The following is a 12,187-nucleotide window of genomic DNA, read 5'->3' as shown; positions in this document are numbered from 1 at the left end:
CTCCAGCAGCTGAGGCCAGTCCCTAAAGCACAAATTCACTGGCCCGCCCCGGGTCAATTTCCAGGGGCAGGTTCATGGCGCGACCCAATCGCGGCTTGTCTGAAGTGGTGCAGAGCCAATGGCGCACCTGGTCGGCCACCCCCAGGCCATTGAGCAGACCCACCAGCTCCTCGAGCTTGGCCAGGTAGGCCGCCTCGGCCATCGGAAACGACTGCTGCTCGAGGTAGGCCCACATCACCTGGAAGTAGAAGCGCCCCCGGCGCTGCACCAGCTGGAGGTCGTAGCTGCGCTGCCAGCGCTGGCGCAAAACGGCGAGAAGGTCAGCCACCGAGAGGGGGCTTTCGGACCGCTCTTGCGAACCCTCAAAGGGGATGGCTGGGCCAAATGGGGGCAAGGGGCTAGGGGCAATCGCCCGGCAATTGCACAACAGCATGTTTCAGCCATCAGCCCAACAGCTGTTTCAGCCGCCGGGGCCGCTGGGGCAAGGTTCATAATGGATACCACGTTGCTGTGGCCCCCAAGCCGCCCCGTATGACCCAGATGCCAGCGAGCGCTTCGAACGGTGATGTGCCCGGAATGGGTCGTCGCCAGTTCATGAACCTGCTGACCTTCGGGTCGGTCACTGGCGTTGCCCTTGGGGCGCTCTACCCAGTGGTCAACTACTTCATCCCCCCCAAGGCTGCTGGGGGTGGCGGTGGCACCACCGCCAAGGACGAACTCGGCAACAGCGTTACGGCCACCGGTTGGCTGAGCACCCACAAGGAGGGCGACCGCAATCTGGTGCAGGGCCTCAAGGGTGATCCCACCTACCTGATCGTGGAAGGCTCCGATGCCATCGGCAGCTACGGGATCAACGCCATCTGCACGCACCTGGGCTGCGTGGTGCCCTGGAACAGTGGGGCCAACAAGTTCATGTGCCCCTGCCATGGATCCCAATACGACGCCACCGGCAAGGTGGTGAGGGGGCCAGCTCCCCTATCCCTGGCCCTGGCCCATGTCTCGGTTGAGAACGACAACGTCTTTTTGAGCCAGTGGACAGAAACCGACTTCCGGACCGGTGACAAGCCCTGGTGGGCCTGATCCCTAGCCAATCCCCATCCGCCCGCCTGACCACCGTGATACGTCGCAACCTCTCTTTCCTGCTCGGCTCCCTGCTCGGCTTGGCCGTGCTCCTGACCGGCGCCACCCCCAGCTGGGCATACCCCTTCTGGGCCCAGCAGAACTACGACAGCCCCAGGGAAGCCACCGGCAAACTGGTCTGCGCCAACTGCCACCTGGCCAAGAAAGCCACCCATGTGGAAGTTCCCCAGGCCGTCTTCCCCGATACGGTCTTCAAGGCTGTGGTGGAGATCCCCTATGACACCTCCGTCCAGCAGGTCTCCGGTGATGGCAGCCTCGCCGGCCTAAACGTGGGCGCGGTGGTGATGCTCCCCGACGGATTCACCCTTGCTCCCCAGGACCGCCTTAGCGACGAGCTGAAGGAAGAAACCGCTGGGGTTTATTACACCCAATACTCCGACGACCAGCCCAACATCCTGCTGGTGGGCCCCCTGCCTGGGGACCAGCACCAGGAAATTGTCTTCCCGATCCTCTCTCCCGATCCCTCCACCAACAGCGCCATCAGCTTTGGTAAGTACCAACTGCACGTAGGCGGTAACCGGGGCCGGGGCCAGGTGTATCCCACCGGCGAGAAGTCCAACAACGGCGTCTTCACCGCCACTGCTGCCGGCAAGGTTTCGGCAATCACCGCTAGCGACAACGGTGCATCGGTTGTTGAGATCACCGCCGATGACGGCAGCAAGGCAACCGAAACGGTGCCCGCTGGCCCCTCCATCACCGTCGCCATCGGCGATGTGGTGGCGGCAGGAGCTCCCCTAACCAACGATCCGAACGTGGGTGGCTTCGGCCAACTAGATGCCGAGATCGTCCTGCAAAACCCCGTGCGCATCTACGGCCTACTGGCCTTCTTCGCCGCGATTGCCCTGGCCCAAATCATGCTGGTGCTCAAGAAACGCCAGGTGGAGAAAGTTCAAGCCGCTGAGGGCATTTGATCCCAGTCCTGGCTTTTACTTCCCCGGGGCCCCTGGTTTTCCAGCTGGGCCCCTTTGCCTTGCGCTGGTATGGCCTGCTAATTGCCCTGGCGGTGCTGGTGGGATTGGCAGTCGCTAGCCGCCTAGCGAAGCAGAGATCAATTGATCCCGCCCAAATTGCCGACCTATTGCCCCTACTGGTGTTGGGGGCTGTTTTAGGGGCAAGGATCTACTACGTGCTGCTGGAGTGGCGGCTCTATAGCGGCGACTGGCTTTCTGCCCTGGCCATTTGGCGCGGGGGCATTGCCATCCACGGTGCCCTGATCGGCGGCAGCTTGGCCACGGTCCTGTTTTGTCGCTGGCGCAAGTTGCCCTTTTGGTCTTTGCTAGATGTCTTACTGCCGGCGGTGGTGTTGGGCCAGGCAATTGGCCGCTGGGGAAATTTCTTCAATTCAGAGGCGTTTGGTCTGCCCACAAACCTGCCCTGGAAGCTGACCATCGCCCCAGCCATTGCCCGCAATGCTGGCTTCTGGAATAACAGCACCTTCCACCCCACCTTCCTCTACGAATCGATCTGGAATATCGGCGTTTTCCTGCTGCTCCTCCAACTATTTCGCCTGGCAAAAAAGGACCGGATTCAATTGCCGGCTGGGGCGGTGAGCTGCGTTTATTTGATTGCCTACAGCGCCGGCCGGGTCTGGATTGAGGGATTGCGCATCGATCCCCTTTGCCTTTTTTCCACCCCCCCCTTTTGCACCGGTGGGGTAAGGATGGCCCAACTGGTGAGCCTGGCCTTGATCGCCCTGGGCAGCCTGGGGCTCTGGCGGCTCTATGGCCAGAAGAGGCCCTTACCCGATCCCAGTGGAGTAACGAATTGAGCTCTTCCAAGGTATGGATTGTGGGCGCCGGCCCTGGCGCACCCGACCTACTCACCCTGCGGGCAGCGGCCGCCATCGCCCAAGCCGATGTATTGGTCTGGACCGACTCCCTGGTGAATCCCCAAATTGCCGGCATGGCCCCGGCAGGTTGCGAGCAAATCCGAACCAGCACCCTCACCCTGGAAGAGGTGATGGCCGCCGTGCTGGAGCGGGCAGCCGCCGGCAAAAACGTGGTGCGCCTGCACGACGGTGATCCCTGCCTATACGGCGCCATGGCCGAGCAAATTTGCCGTCTTGCCGATGCCGATATCGGCGTTGAGGTGGTGCCAGGCATCAGCGCCTATCAGGCAACCGCCGCATCCCTGCAGAGCGAACTAACCATCCCGGGGCTGGTCCAAACGATCGTGCTCAGCCGGGCGGGGGGCCGCACCGGCGTACCGGAAAGCGAATCCCTGGCCAGGCTGGCGGCCCTGCGCGCTTCCCTTTGCCTCTACCTAAGCGCCCGCCATGTGGAGGAGGTGCAGGCCGAACTGCTGCGCCACTACCCCGCCGAAACGCCCGTAGCAATCGGCTATCGGGTGAGCTGGCCCGACCAATGGCTCACGGTGGTGCCCCTAGCTGAGATGGCCCGGGTGAGCCAGGAACGCCAACTAATTCGCACCACGCTCTACGTGGTTAGTCCCGCCCTTAATCCCCCTGGGGAGGCCCGCTCCAAGCTCTACTCCGCCAGCCACAACCACCTGTTTCGAGGCGGGGCCTAGGCCCCGTAGAGCTCCTGGGCCAGGGCCTGCTGGTCGAAGGAGCAGCCCAAGCGCTCCGCAATCGCCTCCACATCGGTAGCCGCATTGCCCAGGCAACAGGTGCCACCCGGCGAGGGGGTCACATTGAAGACCAGCCCTGGCAGGGGGCGAATGCTGGCTTCGCCCAACATCAGTTGGCGGCTGGTCTTATTGATCAGCTGGGGGCGCACCCCTCCGTAGCCCTCCGCAAAGCTGAGGTCAGCAAGGGCCATGCCCGGCACAATTTTGCGGGCATCGGCCAGGAACAAAAAGCGCCTGAGCCAGGGCACTTCAAACAGCAGATTTTTAAAGATGTAGTTGCGGATATCGGCAATGCGAAAAAGCTGCCAAAAAACGCTTAAAACAGCCCAATCCAGGCGCAGCACCTTTAAAAATTCCCAGAAGGAGGCCGCCTTGTAGCGCTCGAGCTGGGGAAGTAAAAGGGCCGTGGGCCCAAAGCGGGTCTTGCCGGGTGCCCGCACATCCGGGTCGCCGTGGATGGCGGCAAAGGGCAGCTTGTCGTTTTGAACGGTGTAAACCTTGCCCTTGAGGAGGTCGGGGGTGAAGTAAAAACTGCCCGCCACCGGCAGACAGGAATACTCCAGGCCGTAGCCCATCTGCTGGGCCATCAACAGGCTGTGGGCGCCGGCGTTGACCACCACATGGCGGGCCAAAAGTTGGCGGGATGCTCCCCCCTTGGTGGGCCGAATCTGGACCCGAAAACCCTCGCCCTCCTGCTCAATTAGCTCCACCTTCGTGCCCATTTGAATGCGAAGCTGGCGATCGGCTCCCCCCTCCACCGATTTGGCCCCCTCCACCGATTGGGACACGGCCGCCTGGGCCTGTTCCACAAAGGATTCCGAAAGGGCTTCGTAATCCACGGCGGTGTAGGTGCGTCGAATCCCAATGGCCACCAGGGGCTCAGGCCGCAGGGCCCCATTCACCAGGGCAACCTGGGGCTCCCATTCGGCAATTTCCCCCTTCTCCAGCAGCTCCATGGCTGGGAAGTGGGGGGAAAAGTGGTTGAAGCGCTCCCGCAGGAAGCCGCATTCCTGCTCGCCCACACCGAGCACCATCTTGGGGGTGCGAAACACGCAGCGATCCCGGATCTCGGGTTCGAGCAGATCGGCGTAGTGCACGATCATTTCGGCGGTGCGCTTAACCCGCAGGGCCTTTTCCAGGGTGTAGTTGGTCTCGATGTCGCCGCAGTGGATCGTCTGGCTGTTGTTAGTGGCCTTGGAATTCACCTGGGCCAGTTGGTCGTAGCGCTCCACCAGGGCAATGCGGCCCAGGTCGGTGTAGCGGGCCAGCTCAAATAACAGGGCCGTGCCGCAGACCCCACCCCCCACAATCAACACATCAACCTGGTCCCCATCCGCGAGGGAGGCGGCGGGCACCGGGTCAGGGGCAGGGGCTGCGACGCTCAAATCCATCCGAGAATCTGACCCCATGGTCGCCGATCGGGGGCAGGGGGGTGGTGCCTTAAGCTGCCTAGGCAAGGGCGATTAGCACAGCGGTAGCGCACTTCCTTCACACGGAAGGGGTCACTGGTTCGAGTCCAGTATCGCCCATTTTTGACAATCCCTGCTGCCACAAGCCTGCTCAAGGCCTGGGCAACTGCTCCCCCATGGGGCACAATTGGCCTCGATAAATTCCAGCGAAACCCTCGCTTCCCTTAGAAATTTCCCCTGTGGATAGCCCAGTAATCCCTGTGCTTCAAGCCCTTGGCCAGCGGCTGAGCCAAGCCCGGGAAGCCCGGGGCCTCAGCCAGGCAGCCCTGGCATCGCAGCTGAACATGGGGGTGGAGCAACTTGGGGCCCTGGAAGCCGGTGATCTGGAGCATCTTCCGGAAGCTGTTTTTGTGATCGCCCAGGCCCGCCGGCTGGCCAGTCGCCTAGAAATTTCTATTGACGAGGAAGTAACTTCCCTGCGCCAATTTACTGAATTTAGCGCTCCAAAAATCAATCTCAACCAACTCAAATTCCAAGCGCGGGGCATCGAACAGGAGGAGCCCCCAACCAGCCCAGCCGAACCTGGCCCCAAAGCAAAAAGCCAAACCAAATCCAGTGGGAGCCTTTGGCCTGGCCTTCGCCCCATCGCCAGCCTGGCCCTGATCGCAGGGCTGGCAACCGGTGGCACCTTGCTTTGGCAGCAATGGCAAACCCATCAACAACTGCTGCGCCAGCAGGCCATTGCCCAGGAAGCGTCGCTTAAAAAAGCCCGGCTCGAGCAAGCCAAGCGGGCAGCCGCCCTGGCCATCGAGACCAGCCAAGCCAAGCAACTGGTGTTGATCAGCACTGAGGGCAGCTGGCTGGAGGTGAAAACCACCACGGGCAAGCGGCTGTTTAGGGGGGCCTTCCAGGGCCGGCGAGCTTTTCCCCTGGCCGCAGGAATTCGGGTGCTGGCCGGCCGGCCGGATTTGGTGCTGGTTCAGCGGGGCAACGGCCCGGCCAAGCCCCTTGGCACGGTCAAACAAATCCGGTGGCAAACCTTTGCCCCAACCCAGGCCAAGCTTCAGGCCACTCCAGCTAAGCCCCCAACACCCTGAGTTCCAGGCCACAGGCCTCCTGGACCACGGCGTGGCAAGAGAGCAGGCTCCAGCACTCCAGGCTTAGGTCGCCCTGGGGATCTGCGGCCAACTCTGCGCTTTCCTCCAGGGAAATGGTGAAGCCAGTGGGTGGCTCCTTGGGGCCCGCATCCCTATCCGCAGCAACGGTTATCCGCTCAATTACCTCTGCGGGACGCCTGTCTAGGGCAGCGGCCAAACGGAGCAGCAGTCCCATCGCCGCCACGCAGCGACGTTGATCCCGGCCCTCAATCACCAGCCAAGACTCATGGCGCTTTTTGGGCAGGCCCCGGCGGTGGTATCGGGCGATGGCCGCCACCATCAAATGCTCCATCTCGCTGTAGCCCAAAAGCTCCCCATGGCGGATCAAGTACCAGGTGTGTTTGTGATAAGCGGCGATGTTGATGCTCTTGCCACAGGTGTGCAGTTGGGCCGCAGCCCAAAGCAGCTGGCGGCCTTCACCGCCGTCCTCGTGGAGGAGACCCCGGGTTTGGTCGTAGAGGCTGAGGGCAAAGGCGGCCACCCGGTCGGCCCGGCTGCGATCCACCCCAAAACTTTGGGCCAGGTGGATCACCGTGCGCTCGCGAATGGTGCTCTGGAAGGAAAAGCGATCCCCCAGCAGCTGATTGCGCAGCATCCAATCCACAATCAACCCCTCGCGCAGGGCCCGATCACACACCACCAGCTCCTGCACCTGCAGCATCTCCATGGCGGTTTGGAGGATCAGGGCCCCTGGCACGATGATTTCGGCCCGCCGTTCGTTGATGGCGGTAAGCGCCTTGCGTTGCTCCGGGCCCATCTGCAGCAACCTGGCAAGTAACTGGTCGATGCGGGCCTTGCCGAGCCGGTAGCCCTGGAGTTTCAGGGGGGGCCTTTCATCCTCAGCCGCCGCCAGGGCCGCCAGGGCCATTGCCGTGCCACTGGTGGCCACCATTTTGGGCCGCTCCCCAGGCTTAAGGGCAGCTCGGGCCTGGGCCACGGCCGGATCCAGGGACCCTTGGATGTAGGCCTTTAAGAAAGACTGCTGGGCAGGGGGCAGGGGATCCTGGCGGCAGAACTCCCTCTGCAGGCGCACCGCACCGATGCGGGTGCTGGTCAGAACCCTGGCATCGCCGCCGTCGGCCAAGACCAATTCCGTGGAACCGCCGCCGATATCAAGAATCAGGTGGGGCTGATCCCCCAGGGTCATGCCGGAAAGCACCCCGAGATAGATCAGGCGCGCCTCCTCCGGACCGCTGACCAGATCCACATCCAGGTCGAGCTTTTCCTGGAGGGCCACTAGGAAATCACGGCCATTGGGGGCTTCGCGCACCGCACTGGTGGCGGCCGTGACGATCTGCTCCACCCCATGGCTGAGGGCCAGGTCGCGGTCGTGGCGCAGGGTGCGGAAGGCCCGCTCAATTGCATCGGCGCTCAATTCGCCACTCACGGGATCCCGCTCCCCCAGGCGGGTGGTGGCCTTCTCCGCCAGCACCACGGAAAAGCTGCGCAGCTCCAGGTCGACCTCAGCCACCAACAGGTGAATCGAGTTGGTACCGATATCAATGGCCGCGACGCGCCGCCGACCTGGCCATGGCTTGGATAGGTCCTGAACCATGGGGACGTGGCAAACCACGGGCCGGGCCAGTTTGCCACCTGTAGAACCATCCCCGAGCTGATTTCAATCCCCCAACAGATTTAAGGTGCGCCCCAATGGCTGTCTCCACCTTCTCCGCCCGACTGAAGGCCTGTCTTGAGCTGCTGCGCTGGCATAAGCCCAGTGGGCGGCTGATTTTGCTGATTCCTGCCGGTTGGAGCCTCTGGCTCACCCCAAACGCGCCACCGTCTGCGGGGCTGATGCTGTTGATCGTGCTGGGGGGCTTGGCCGTTAGTGGGGCCGGCTGCATCGCCAACGATCTCTGGGATCGACGCATTGACCCCCTGGTGGAGCGCACCAAGGGGCGCCCCCTGGCGGATGGCCGCCTTAAAAGCTCCGAGGCGGCGGCCCTACTGGTGATAGCCCTGGCCCTGGCCCTACTGGTGGTGCTGCTGCTGCCGTCCCAGCACCGCTGGCCCTGCCTTTGGCTGGCGGTGGCCAGCCTGCCGCCGGTATTGCTTTACCCATCGGCAAAACGCTGGTTCCCCTACCCCCAGGCCGTGCTGGCCCTGTGCTGGGGCTTTGCGGTGCTGATCCCTTGGGCGGCCTCCACCGGCTCGATTACAAGCTCAATCGCCAGCTCGATCACAGGCAGCTGGGTGTTGGCGCTCACCTGGCTTGCTGCAGCCCTATGGACCTTTGGCTTTGACACCGTCTATGCAATGGCCGACCGCCAAGACGACCAACGTCTGGGGGTGCGCAGCAGTGCCTTGAGCCTGGGGAGCCGGGCGCCCGGGGCCGTGGCCGCCTGCTACCTGCTTGCCTGCCTGGGCCTCGCCCTTGCCGCCTGGCTTGCCGGCGTGGGTTGGCCGTTCTGGCCCCTGTGGCTGCTGGCCACTGGGGCGATGCAAAAAGAGGCCTGGGCCCTGCGGCCAGCAGAGCTGCCGAGGAGCATTTACGGCCAGCATTTCAGCCGCCAGGTGCAGCTCGGCGGGCTACTGCTGCTAGCCCTGGTTGTAGGGAGGGCCTGATGCAAAACCTTGCCCTGCCAAAGCCCCTGCAGGCCGGCGATCGGGTCGACCTGGTGGCTGCCAGCTCCTGCCTGGAGGGGCAAGGGCCCATCGAGCGCCTCGAGGCCGGCATTGCCATCTTGGAAAGCTGGGGGCTCCTGGTAGAGCGCCGGCCCCTGCGGAGCTGGGGATACCTGGCGGGCCGCGATGACGAGCGCGCCAGCGACCTAAAAATTCCCTCTGCAAATGGGGCATCCCTGCTTGCCTGCATCCGGGGCGGCTGGGGTTCGGCCAGGCTGCTGGAGCAGCCCCTGGACCTTCCCCAAGCCTGGCTACTGGGCTTTTCAGATGTCACCTCCCTGCTCTGGGCCCAACTGTCCCAAGAACGCCGGGGCGCAATCCATGGCCCCCTGCTCACCACCCTGGCCGCGGAGCCAAGCTGGAGCCAGGAGCGGCTACGCCGCCTGCTCTTCGGTGAACCGCTCGAGGATCTGCAGGGGCAGGGCTGGCGGGGCGGCTGCGCCGCAGGCCCCCTCCTGGTGGCAAACCTGACGGTGGCCACCCACCTGCTTGGCACCGCCCACCTCCCCGAACTAAGGGGCGCAATCCTGGTGCTGGAGGACGTGGGCGAGGCCCCCTATCGGATCGATCGAATGCTGACCCACTGGCGCCTTACGGGAGCCCTGCATCAATTGGCCGGCATGGGCCTGGGCAGCTTTAGGGGCTGCGACGGGGAGGGAGATAGCGACGGTGCCGCCGTCTCCAGCTTCAGCCTGGAGGAGGTGTTGCGAGAACGCACCGCAGACCTGGCAATCCCAGTGGTGGCGGGCTTAAAGGTGGGCCATGGCGATGCCAACGCAGCCCTACCCCTGGGGGTACGGGCGGTTTTAGATGGCGACAGGGGCCTGCTGCAGCTGCCTGATTTTCAGCAGCACCCCTGAACCTCAGGGGCGCTCTGCCAACACGGCTTCGGCAATGGTTAGATCGAAGGGAGTGGTGAGTTTGATGTTGGAAGGGGGTGCCTCCAACACCTGCACCGGCAGGCCCAGGCGTTCAAATAGGGCCGCATCGTCGGTGACACTCCAGCCCTGGGCCGTTGCGGTGGCGTGGGCCTGGCGCAGTTCCTGCACCGGAAACCCCTGGGGCGTCTGGGCCGCCCAGAGCTGGCTGCGATCGGGGGTGGCCGTGATCGCGCCCTTCCCATCCACCTGCTTGATCGTGTCGGTGACGGGCGTAGCCGCAATCACCGAGAGGCCCTGCTGCACTGCCGCAGCGCAACGGGCCAGCAGCTCCGGATCCACCAGGCAGCGGGCCCCATCGTGGATAAGCACCCCCCCAGCCTCTGCGGGGAGGGCAGCCAAACCCCTGCTCACCGATTCCTGGCGGGTTGCACCGCCGACAATCCAGCGCACCGGTATGGCCGGCTCGGCCAGCTCCAAGATCGCCGTGATTTCAGCGGCATCGGCCGGTTGACCCACCAGGCCGATCCAACTAATCGCTGCGCAGGCCAGGGCCGCCTCCAGGGTCCAGGCCAGCACCGGTCGGCCCGCAACCGGCAGCAAAAGCTTGTTGCCGGCGGCCCCCATGCGGCGTCCACTCCCTGCGGCAACGATCAGCAAATGCACAAGCAACTCCGAGCTACGGGCTAAATCGAATGGCCTCCATACAATCAGGCCGCCGTGCCAATGCCACGACAATGCGTGCCCTGTTTCTAATTCCCGGGGGCAACGCCCAGCAACTGCAGGCCTTTGCCGCTGTTGCGGCCGTTGCCGAACAACTCAAGGCCCAGGTCCATGTGGTTTGTCAGGCGGCAAGCCTGGCCCTCTGGAAACTGCAGCCGGCGGTGGAAAAGGTCGTCGCCTTCCCGTTTGAAGAGGCCACCCTCGCCGACTGGGCCAACCTGCTGGGTACGGTGCGGGAGCCCGATTTTCAGCTCTGCGTTAACCGTGCCCAGGGCCGCCAGGTTGACTTGATGCTGTCGATGAGCCACATCCCCACCCGGGTGGCGCTCAAGGGTTTCTCAGCTACGGCCCAGGTCAAGCCCAGCGCCAACCCCTGGCCAAACCAGGCCTGGGAGGCCTTCCTCAAGCCAGTGGGGGTGCATCTGGATGCCCAGAGCTATCGACTAGCCCTGCCCAAGGCCGAGCTCCAAGCGGCTGCCAAAGCCCTGCCAGCCGGGGATGGCCCCGCCCTGCTGCTGGCCCCCGCCGGAGATGGCCAGGATTGGCCCCTGGACCAATGGCAAGCCTTGCCCCAACAGATCCGGGCCAAATTGGCGAACCTGCGGGTGCTCGAACCCACTGCCGCTGGCACCGGTGCCTTGCAGCGGGCCGCCCTGATGGCCAATGCGGATGTGGTGCTAGCCAGCGATCCAGCGGTGATCGAGTGGGCCCTGCTGCTCGGCCTACCCCTGGTCGCCCTGGGCCGGGCCGCCGAAACCCTGCCCCAACGGCCTGGGCTCCAGGCCCTGGGCCTGCCGGGCCAGCTCAAGGAGCTCGGGATCGCCGAGGTGATGGCGGCCCTGGGCTTGGGCTAGGGGCCAAATACGATCAGGCCATACCGCCAGGCCTGCGCCGAACCGCTTCGATGGGCACCTCCAACTCCCTTAACGGCCAAGTCGCCCTAGTAACCGGTGCCAGCCGCGGCATCGGCCGGGCCATTGCCATTGCCCTGGCCGCCGAGGGGGCCGAGGTGGTGGTCAACTACGCCAACTCGCCGGAGGCCGCCGATGCCGTGGTCGAGGCCATCGTTGGGGCCGGCGGCAAGGCCTGGAGTCACCGGGCCAATGTGGCCGACGAAGCCCAGGTGGAAGACCTGATCAAAACCTTGCTGGATCGGTCAGGCAGGCTCGATGTGTTGGTCAATAACGCCGGCATCACCCGAGACGGCCTGCTGATGCGCATGAAAACCGCGGACTGGCAGAGCGTGCTCGACCTTAATCTCACCGGCGTTTTCCTCTGCACCCGCGCCGTTAGCCGCTCGATGCTGAAGGCCCGTTCTGGCCGAATCATCAACATCACCTCCGTGGTGGCCTTGATGGGCAACCCTGGCCAGGCCAACTACAGCGCCAGCAAGGCCGGCCTAATCGGCTTCACCCGCAGTTGCGCTGCCGAGTTTTCCGGTCGTGGGGTAACCGTCAACGCCGTGGCACCGGGCTTCATCGAAAGCGACATGACCGCTGAACTCGATCGGGAACCCATCCTCAAGGCAATCCCGTTGGGCCGGATGGGCACGCCGCAAGAGGTGGCGAGCGCGGTGCGCTTCCTGGCCGCCGATCCAGCCGCCGCCTACATGACTGGCCAAGTGCTCCAGGTCGATGGCGGGATGGTGATGCGCTGATCAGGGGAT

General features: G+C 64.1%; 13 protein-coding genes and 1 tRNA gene. 10 read left to right on the top strand and 4 right to left on the bottom strand.

Features of this window, described 5'->3' with window-relative positions:
- Window positions 1–22 precede the first annotated feature (22 nt).
- On the bottom strand, window positions 23–433 hold the full coding sequence (locus tag KBY49_RS00995; RefSeq protein WP_254932916.1) for a DUF3067 family protein: 411 nt from the start codon (window positions 431–433) through the stop codon (window positions 23–25).
- A gap of 98 nt (window positions 434–531) precedes the next feature.
- Between KBY49_RS00995 and petC the strand changes: the two genes are divergently transcribed.
- Genes petC through cobM form a run of 4 tightly spaced genes read left to right on the top strand, consistent with a single transcriptional unit; the run spans window position 532 to window position 3,669 of the window.
- Window positions 532–1,080 (top strand): cytochrome b6-f complex iron-sulfur subunit, encoded by a 549-nt coding sequence (gene petC / locus KBY49_RS00990; protein WP_254932915.1) that lies wholly within the window; start codon window positions 532–534, stop codon window positions 1,078–1,080.
- Between the two features lie 38 nt (window positions 1,081–1,118).
- Complete coding sequence (petA, locus tag KBY49_RS00985; protein ID WP_254933963.1) at window positions 1,119–2,051, top strand: cytochrome f; 933 nt, start codon at window positions 1,119–1,121, stop codon at window positions 2,049–2,051.
- Window positions 2,051–2,908: a prolipoprotein diacylglyceryl transferase gene (gene lgt, locus KBY49_RS00980; RefSeq protein ID WP_396099521.1), complete on the top strand. Its 858-nt coding sequence runs from the start codon at window positions 2,051–2,053 to the stop codon at window positions 2,906–2,908. Before petA ends, lgt begins: the two co-directional genes overlap by 1 nt.
- Window positions 2,905–3,669: a precorrin-4 C(11)-methyltransferase gene (gene cobM / locus KBY49_RS00975; protein WP_254932913.1), complete on the top strand. Its 765-nt coding sequence runs from the start codon at window positions 2,905–2,907 to the stop codon at window positions 3,667–3,669. Before lgt ends, cobM begins: the two co-directional genes overlap by 4 nt.
- Here the strand turns inward: cobM and KBY49_RS00970 are convergent.
- Complete coding sequence (locus KBY49_RS00970) at window positions 3,666–5,120, bottom strand: FAD-dependent oxidoreductase (RefSeq protein WP_254932912.1); 1,455 nt, start codon at window positions 5,118–5,120, stop codon at window positions 3,666–3,668. The genes cobM and KBY49_RS00970 overlap by 4 nt on opposite strands.
- A 66-nt stretch (window positions 5,121–5,186) precedes the next feature.
- On the opposite strand from KBY49_RS00970, the gene KBY49_RS00965 reads away from it, so the two are divergent.
- A tRNA-Val gene (locus tag KBY49_RS00965) sits at window positions 5,187–5,258 on the top strand.
- A gap of 119 nt (window positions 5,259–5,377) precedes the next feature.
- Window positions 5,378–6,235 (top strand): helix-turn-helix domain-containing protein, encoded by an 858-nt coding sequence (locus KBY49_RS00960; protein ID WP_254932911.1) that lies wholly within the window; start codon window positions 5,378–5,380, stop codon window positions 6,233–6,235.
- Here KBY49_RS00960 and KBY49_RS00955 read toward each other — a convergent pair.
- Window positions 6,216–7,850 (bottom strand): Ppx/GppA phosphatase family protein, encoded by a 1,635-nt coding sequence (locus KBY49_RS00955; RefSeq protein ID WP_254932910.1) that lies wholly within the window; start codon window positions 7,848–7,850, stop codon window positions 6,216–6,218. The two genes, KBY49_RS00960 and KBY49_RS00955, sit on opposite strands and share 20 nt — an antisense overlap.
- 95 nt (window positions 7,851–7,945) lie before the next feature.
- Here KBY49_RS00955 and KBY49_RS00950 point away from each other — a divergent pair, with 95 nt between their 5' ends.
- The gene (locus KBY49_RS00950; RefSeq protein ID WP_254932909.1) at window positions 7,946–8,860 is read left to right on the top strand and encodes a 4-hydroxybenzoate polyprenyltransferase; all 915 of its coding nucleotides are present in this window, start codon (window positions 7,946–7,948) and stop codon (window positions 8,858–8,860) included.
- Window positions 8,860–9,780 (top strand): LD-carboxypeptidase, encoded by a 921-nt coding sequence (locus tag KBY49_RS00945; RefSeq protein ID WP_254932908.1) that lies wholly within the window; start codon window positions 8,860–8,862, stop codon window positions 9,778–9,780. The genes KBY49_RS00950 and KBY49_RS00945 overlap by 1 nt, the downstream gene beginning before the upstream one ends.
- Window positions 9,781–9,783: 3 nt before the next feature.
- Here the strand turns inward: KBY49_RS00945 and ispD are convergent, their stop codons facing one another.
- Window positions 9,784–10,464, bottom strand: a complete 681-nt coding sequence (gene ispD / locus KBY49_RS00940; RefSeq protein ID WP_254933962.1) for a 2-C-methyl-D-erythritol 4-phosphate cytidylyltransferase — start codon at window positions 10,462–10,464, stop codon at window positions 9,784–9,786.
- A gap of 71 nt (window positions 10,465–10,535) precedes the next feature.
- Between ispD and KBY49_RS00935 the strand changes: the two genes are divergently transcribed.
- Together KBY49_RS00935 and fabG are read left to right on the top strand one after the other, a co-directional pair.
- The gene (locus KBY49_RS00935) at window positions 10,536–11,375 is read left to right on the top strand and encodes a glycosyltransferase family 9 protein (RefSeq protein WP_254932907.1); all 840 of its coding nucleotides are present in this window, start codon (window positions 10,536–10,538) and stop codon (window positions 11,373–11,375) included.
- Window positions 11,376–11,425: 50 nt separating this feature from the next.
- Complete coding sequence (fabG, locus tag KBY49_RS00930) at window positions 11,426–12,178, top strand: 3-oxoacyl-[acyl-carrier-protein] reductase (protein WP_254932906.1); 753 nt, start codon at window positions 11,426–11,428, stop codon at window positions 12,176–12,178.
- Window positions 12,179–12,187 lie beyond the last annotated feature (9 nt).

The sequence above is a fragment of the Cyanobium sp. WAJ14-Wanaka genome (assembly GCF_024345375.1).
Lineage (GTDB): Bacteria > Cyanobacteriota > Cyanobacteriia > PCC-6307 > Cyanobiaceae > Cyanobium_A.
The sequence above is the reverse complement of the archived record's forward strand: the minus strand, read 5'-3'. Positions and strand labels throughout refer to the sequence as shown.

What these genes read in the sequence shown, in the direction of transcription:
- KBY49_RS00950 (WP_254932909.1), top strand. Translation starts at nt 7,946, where the DNA reads ATGGCTGTCTCCACCTTCTCCGCCCGACTGAAGGCCTGTCTTGAGCTG.
- fabG (WP_254932906.1), top strand. Translation starts at nt 11,426, where the DNA reads ATGGGCACCTCCAACTCCCTTAACGGCCAAGTCGCCCTAGTAACCGGT.
- KBY49_RS00935 (WP_254932907.1), top strand. Translation starts at nt 10,536, where the DNA reads ATGCGTGCCCTGTTTCTAATTCCCGGGGGCAACGCCCAGCAACTGCAG.
- petC (WP_254932915.1), top strand. Translation starts at nt 532, where the DNA reads ATGACCCAGATGCCAGCGAGCGCTTCGAACGGTGATGTGCCCGGAATG.
- KBY49_RS00970 (WP_254932912.1), bottom strand. Translation starts at nt 5,120, where the DNA reads ATGGATTTGAGCGTCGCAGCCCCTGCCCCTGACCCGGTGCCCGCCGCC.
- KBY49_RS00945 (WP_254932908.1), top strand. Translation starts at nt 8,860, where the DNA reads ATGCAAAACCTTGCCCTGCCAAAGCCCCTGCAGGCCGGCGATCGGGTC.
- KBY49_RS00955 (WP_254932910.1), bottom strand. Translation starts at nt 7,850, where the DNA reads ATGGTTCAGGACCTATCCAAGCCATGGCCAGGTCGGCGGCGCGTCGCG.
- KBY49_RS00995 (WP_254932916.1), bottom strand. Translation starts at nt 433, where the DNA reads ATGCTGTTGTGCAATTGCCGGGCGATTGCCCCTAGCCCCTTGCCCCCA.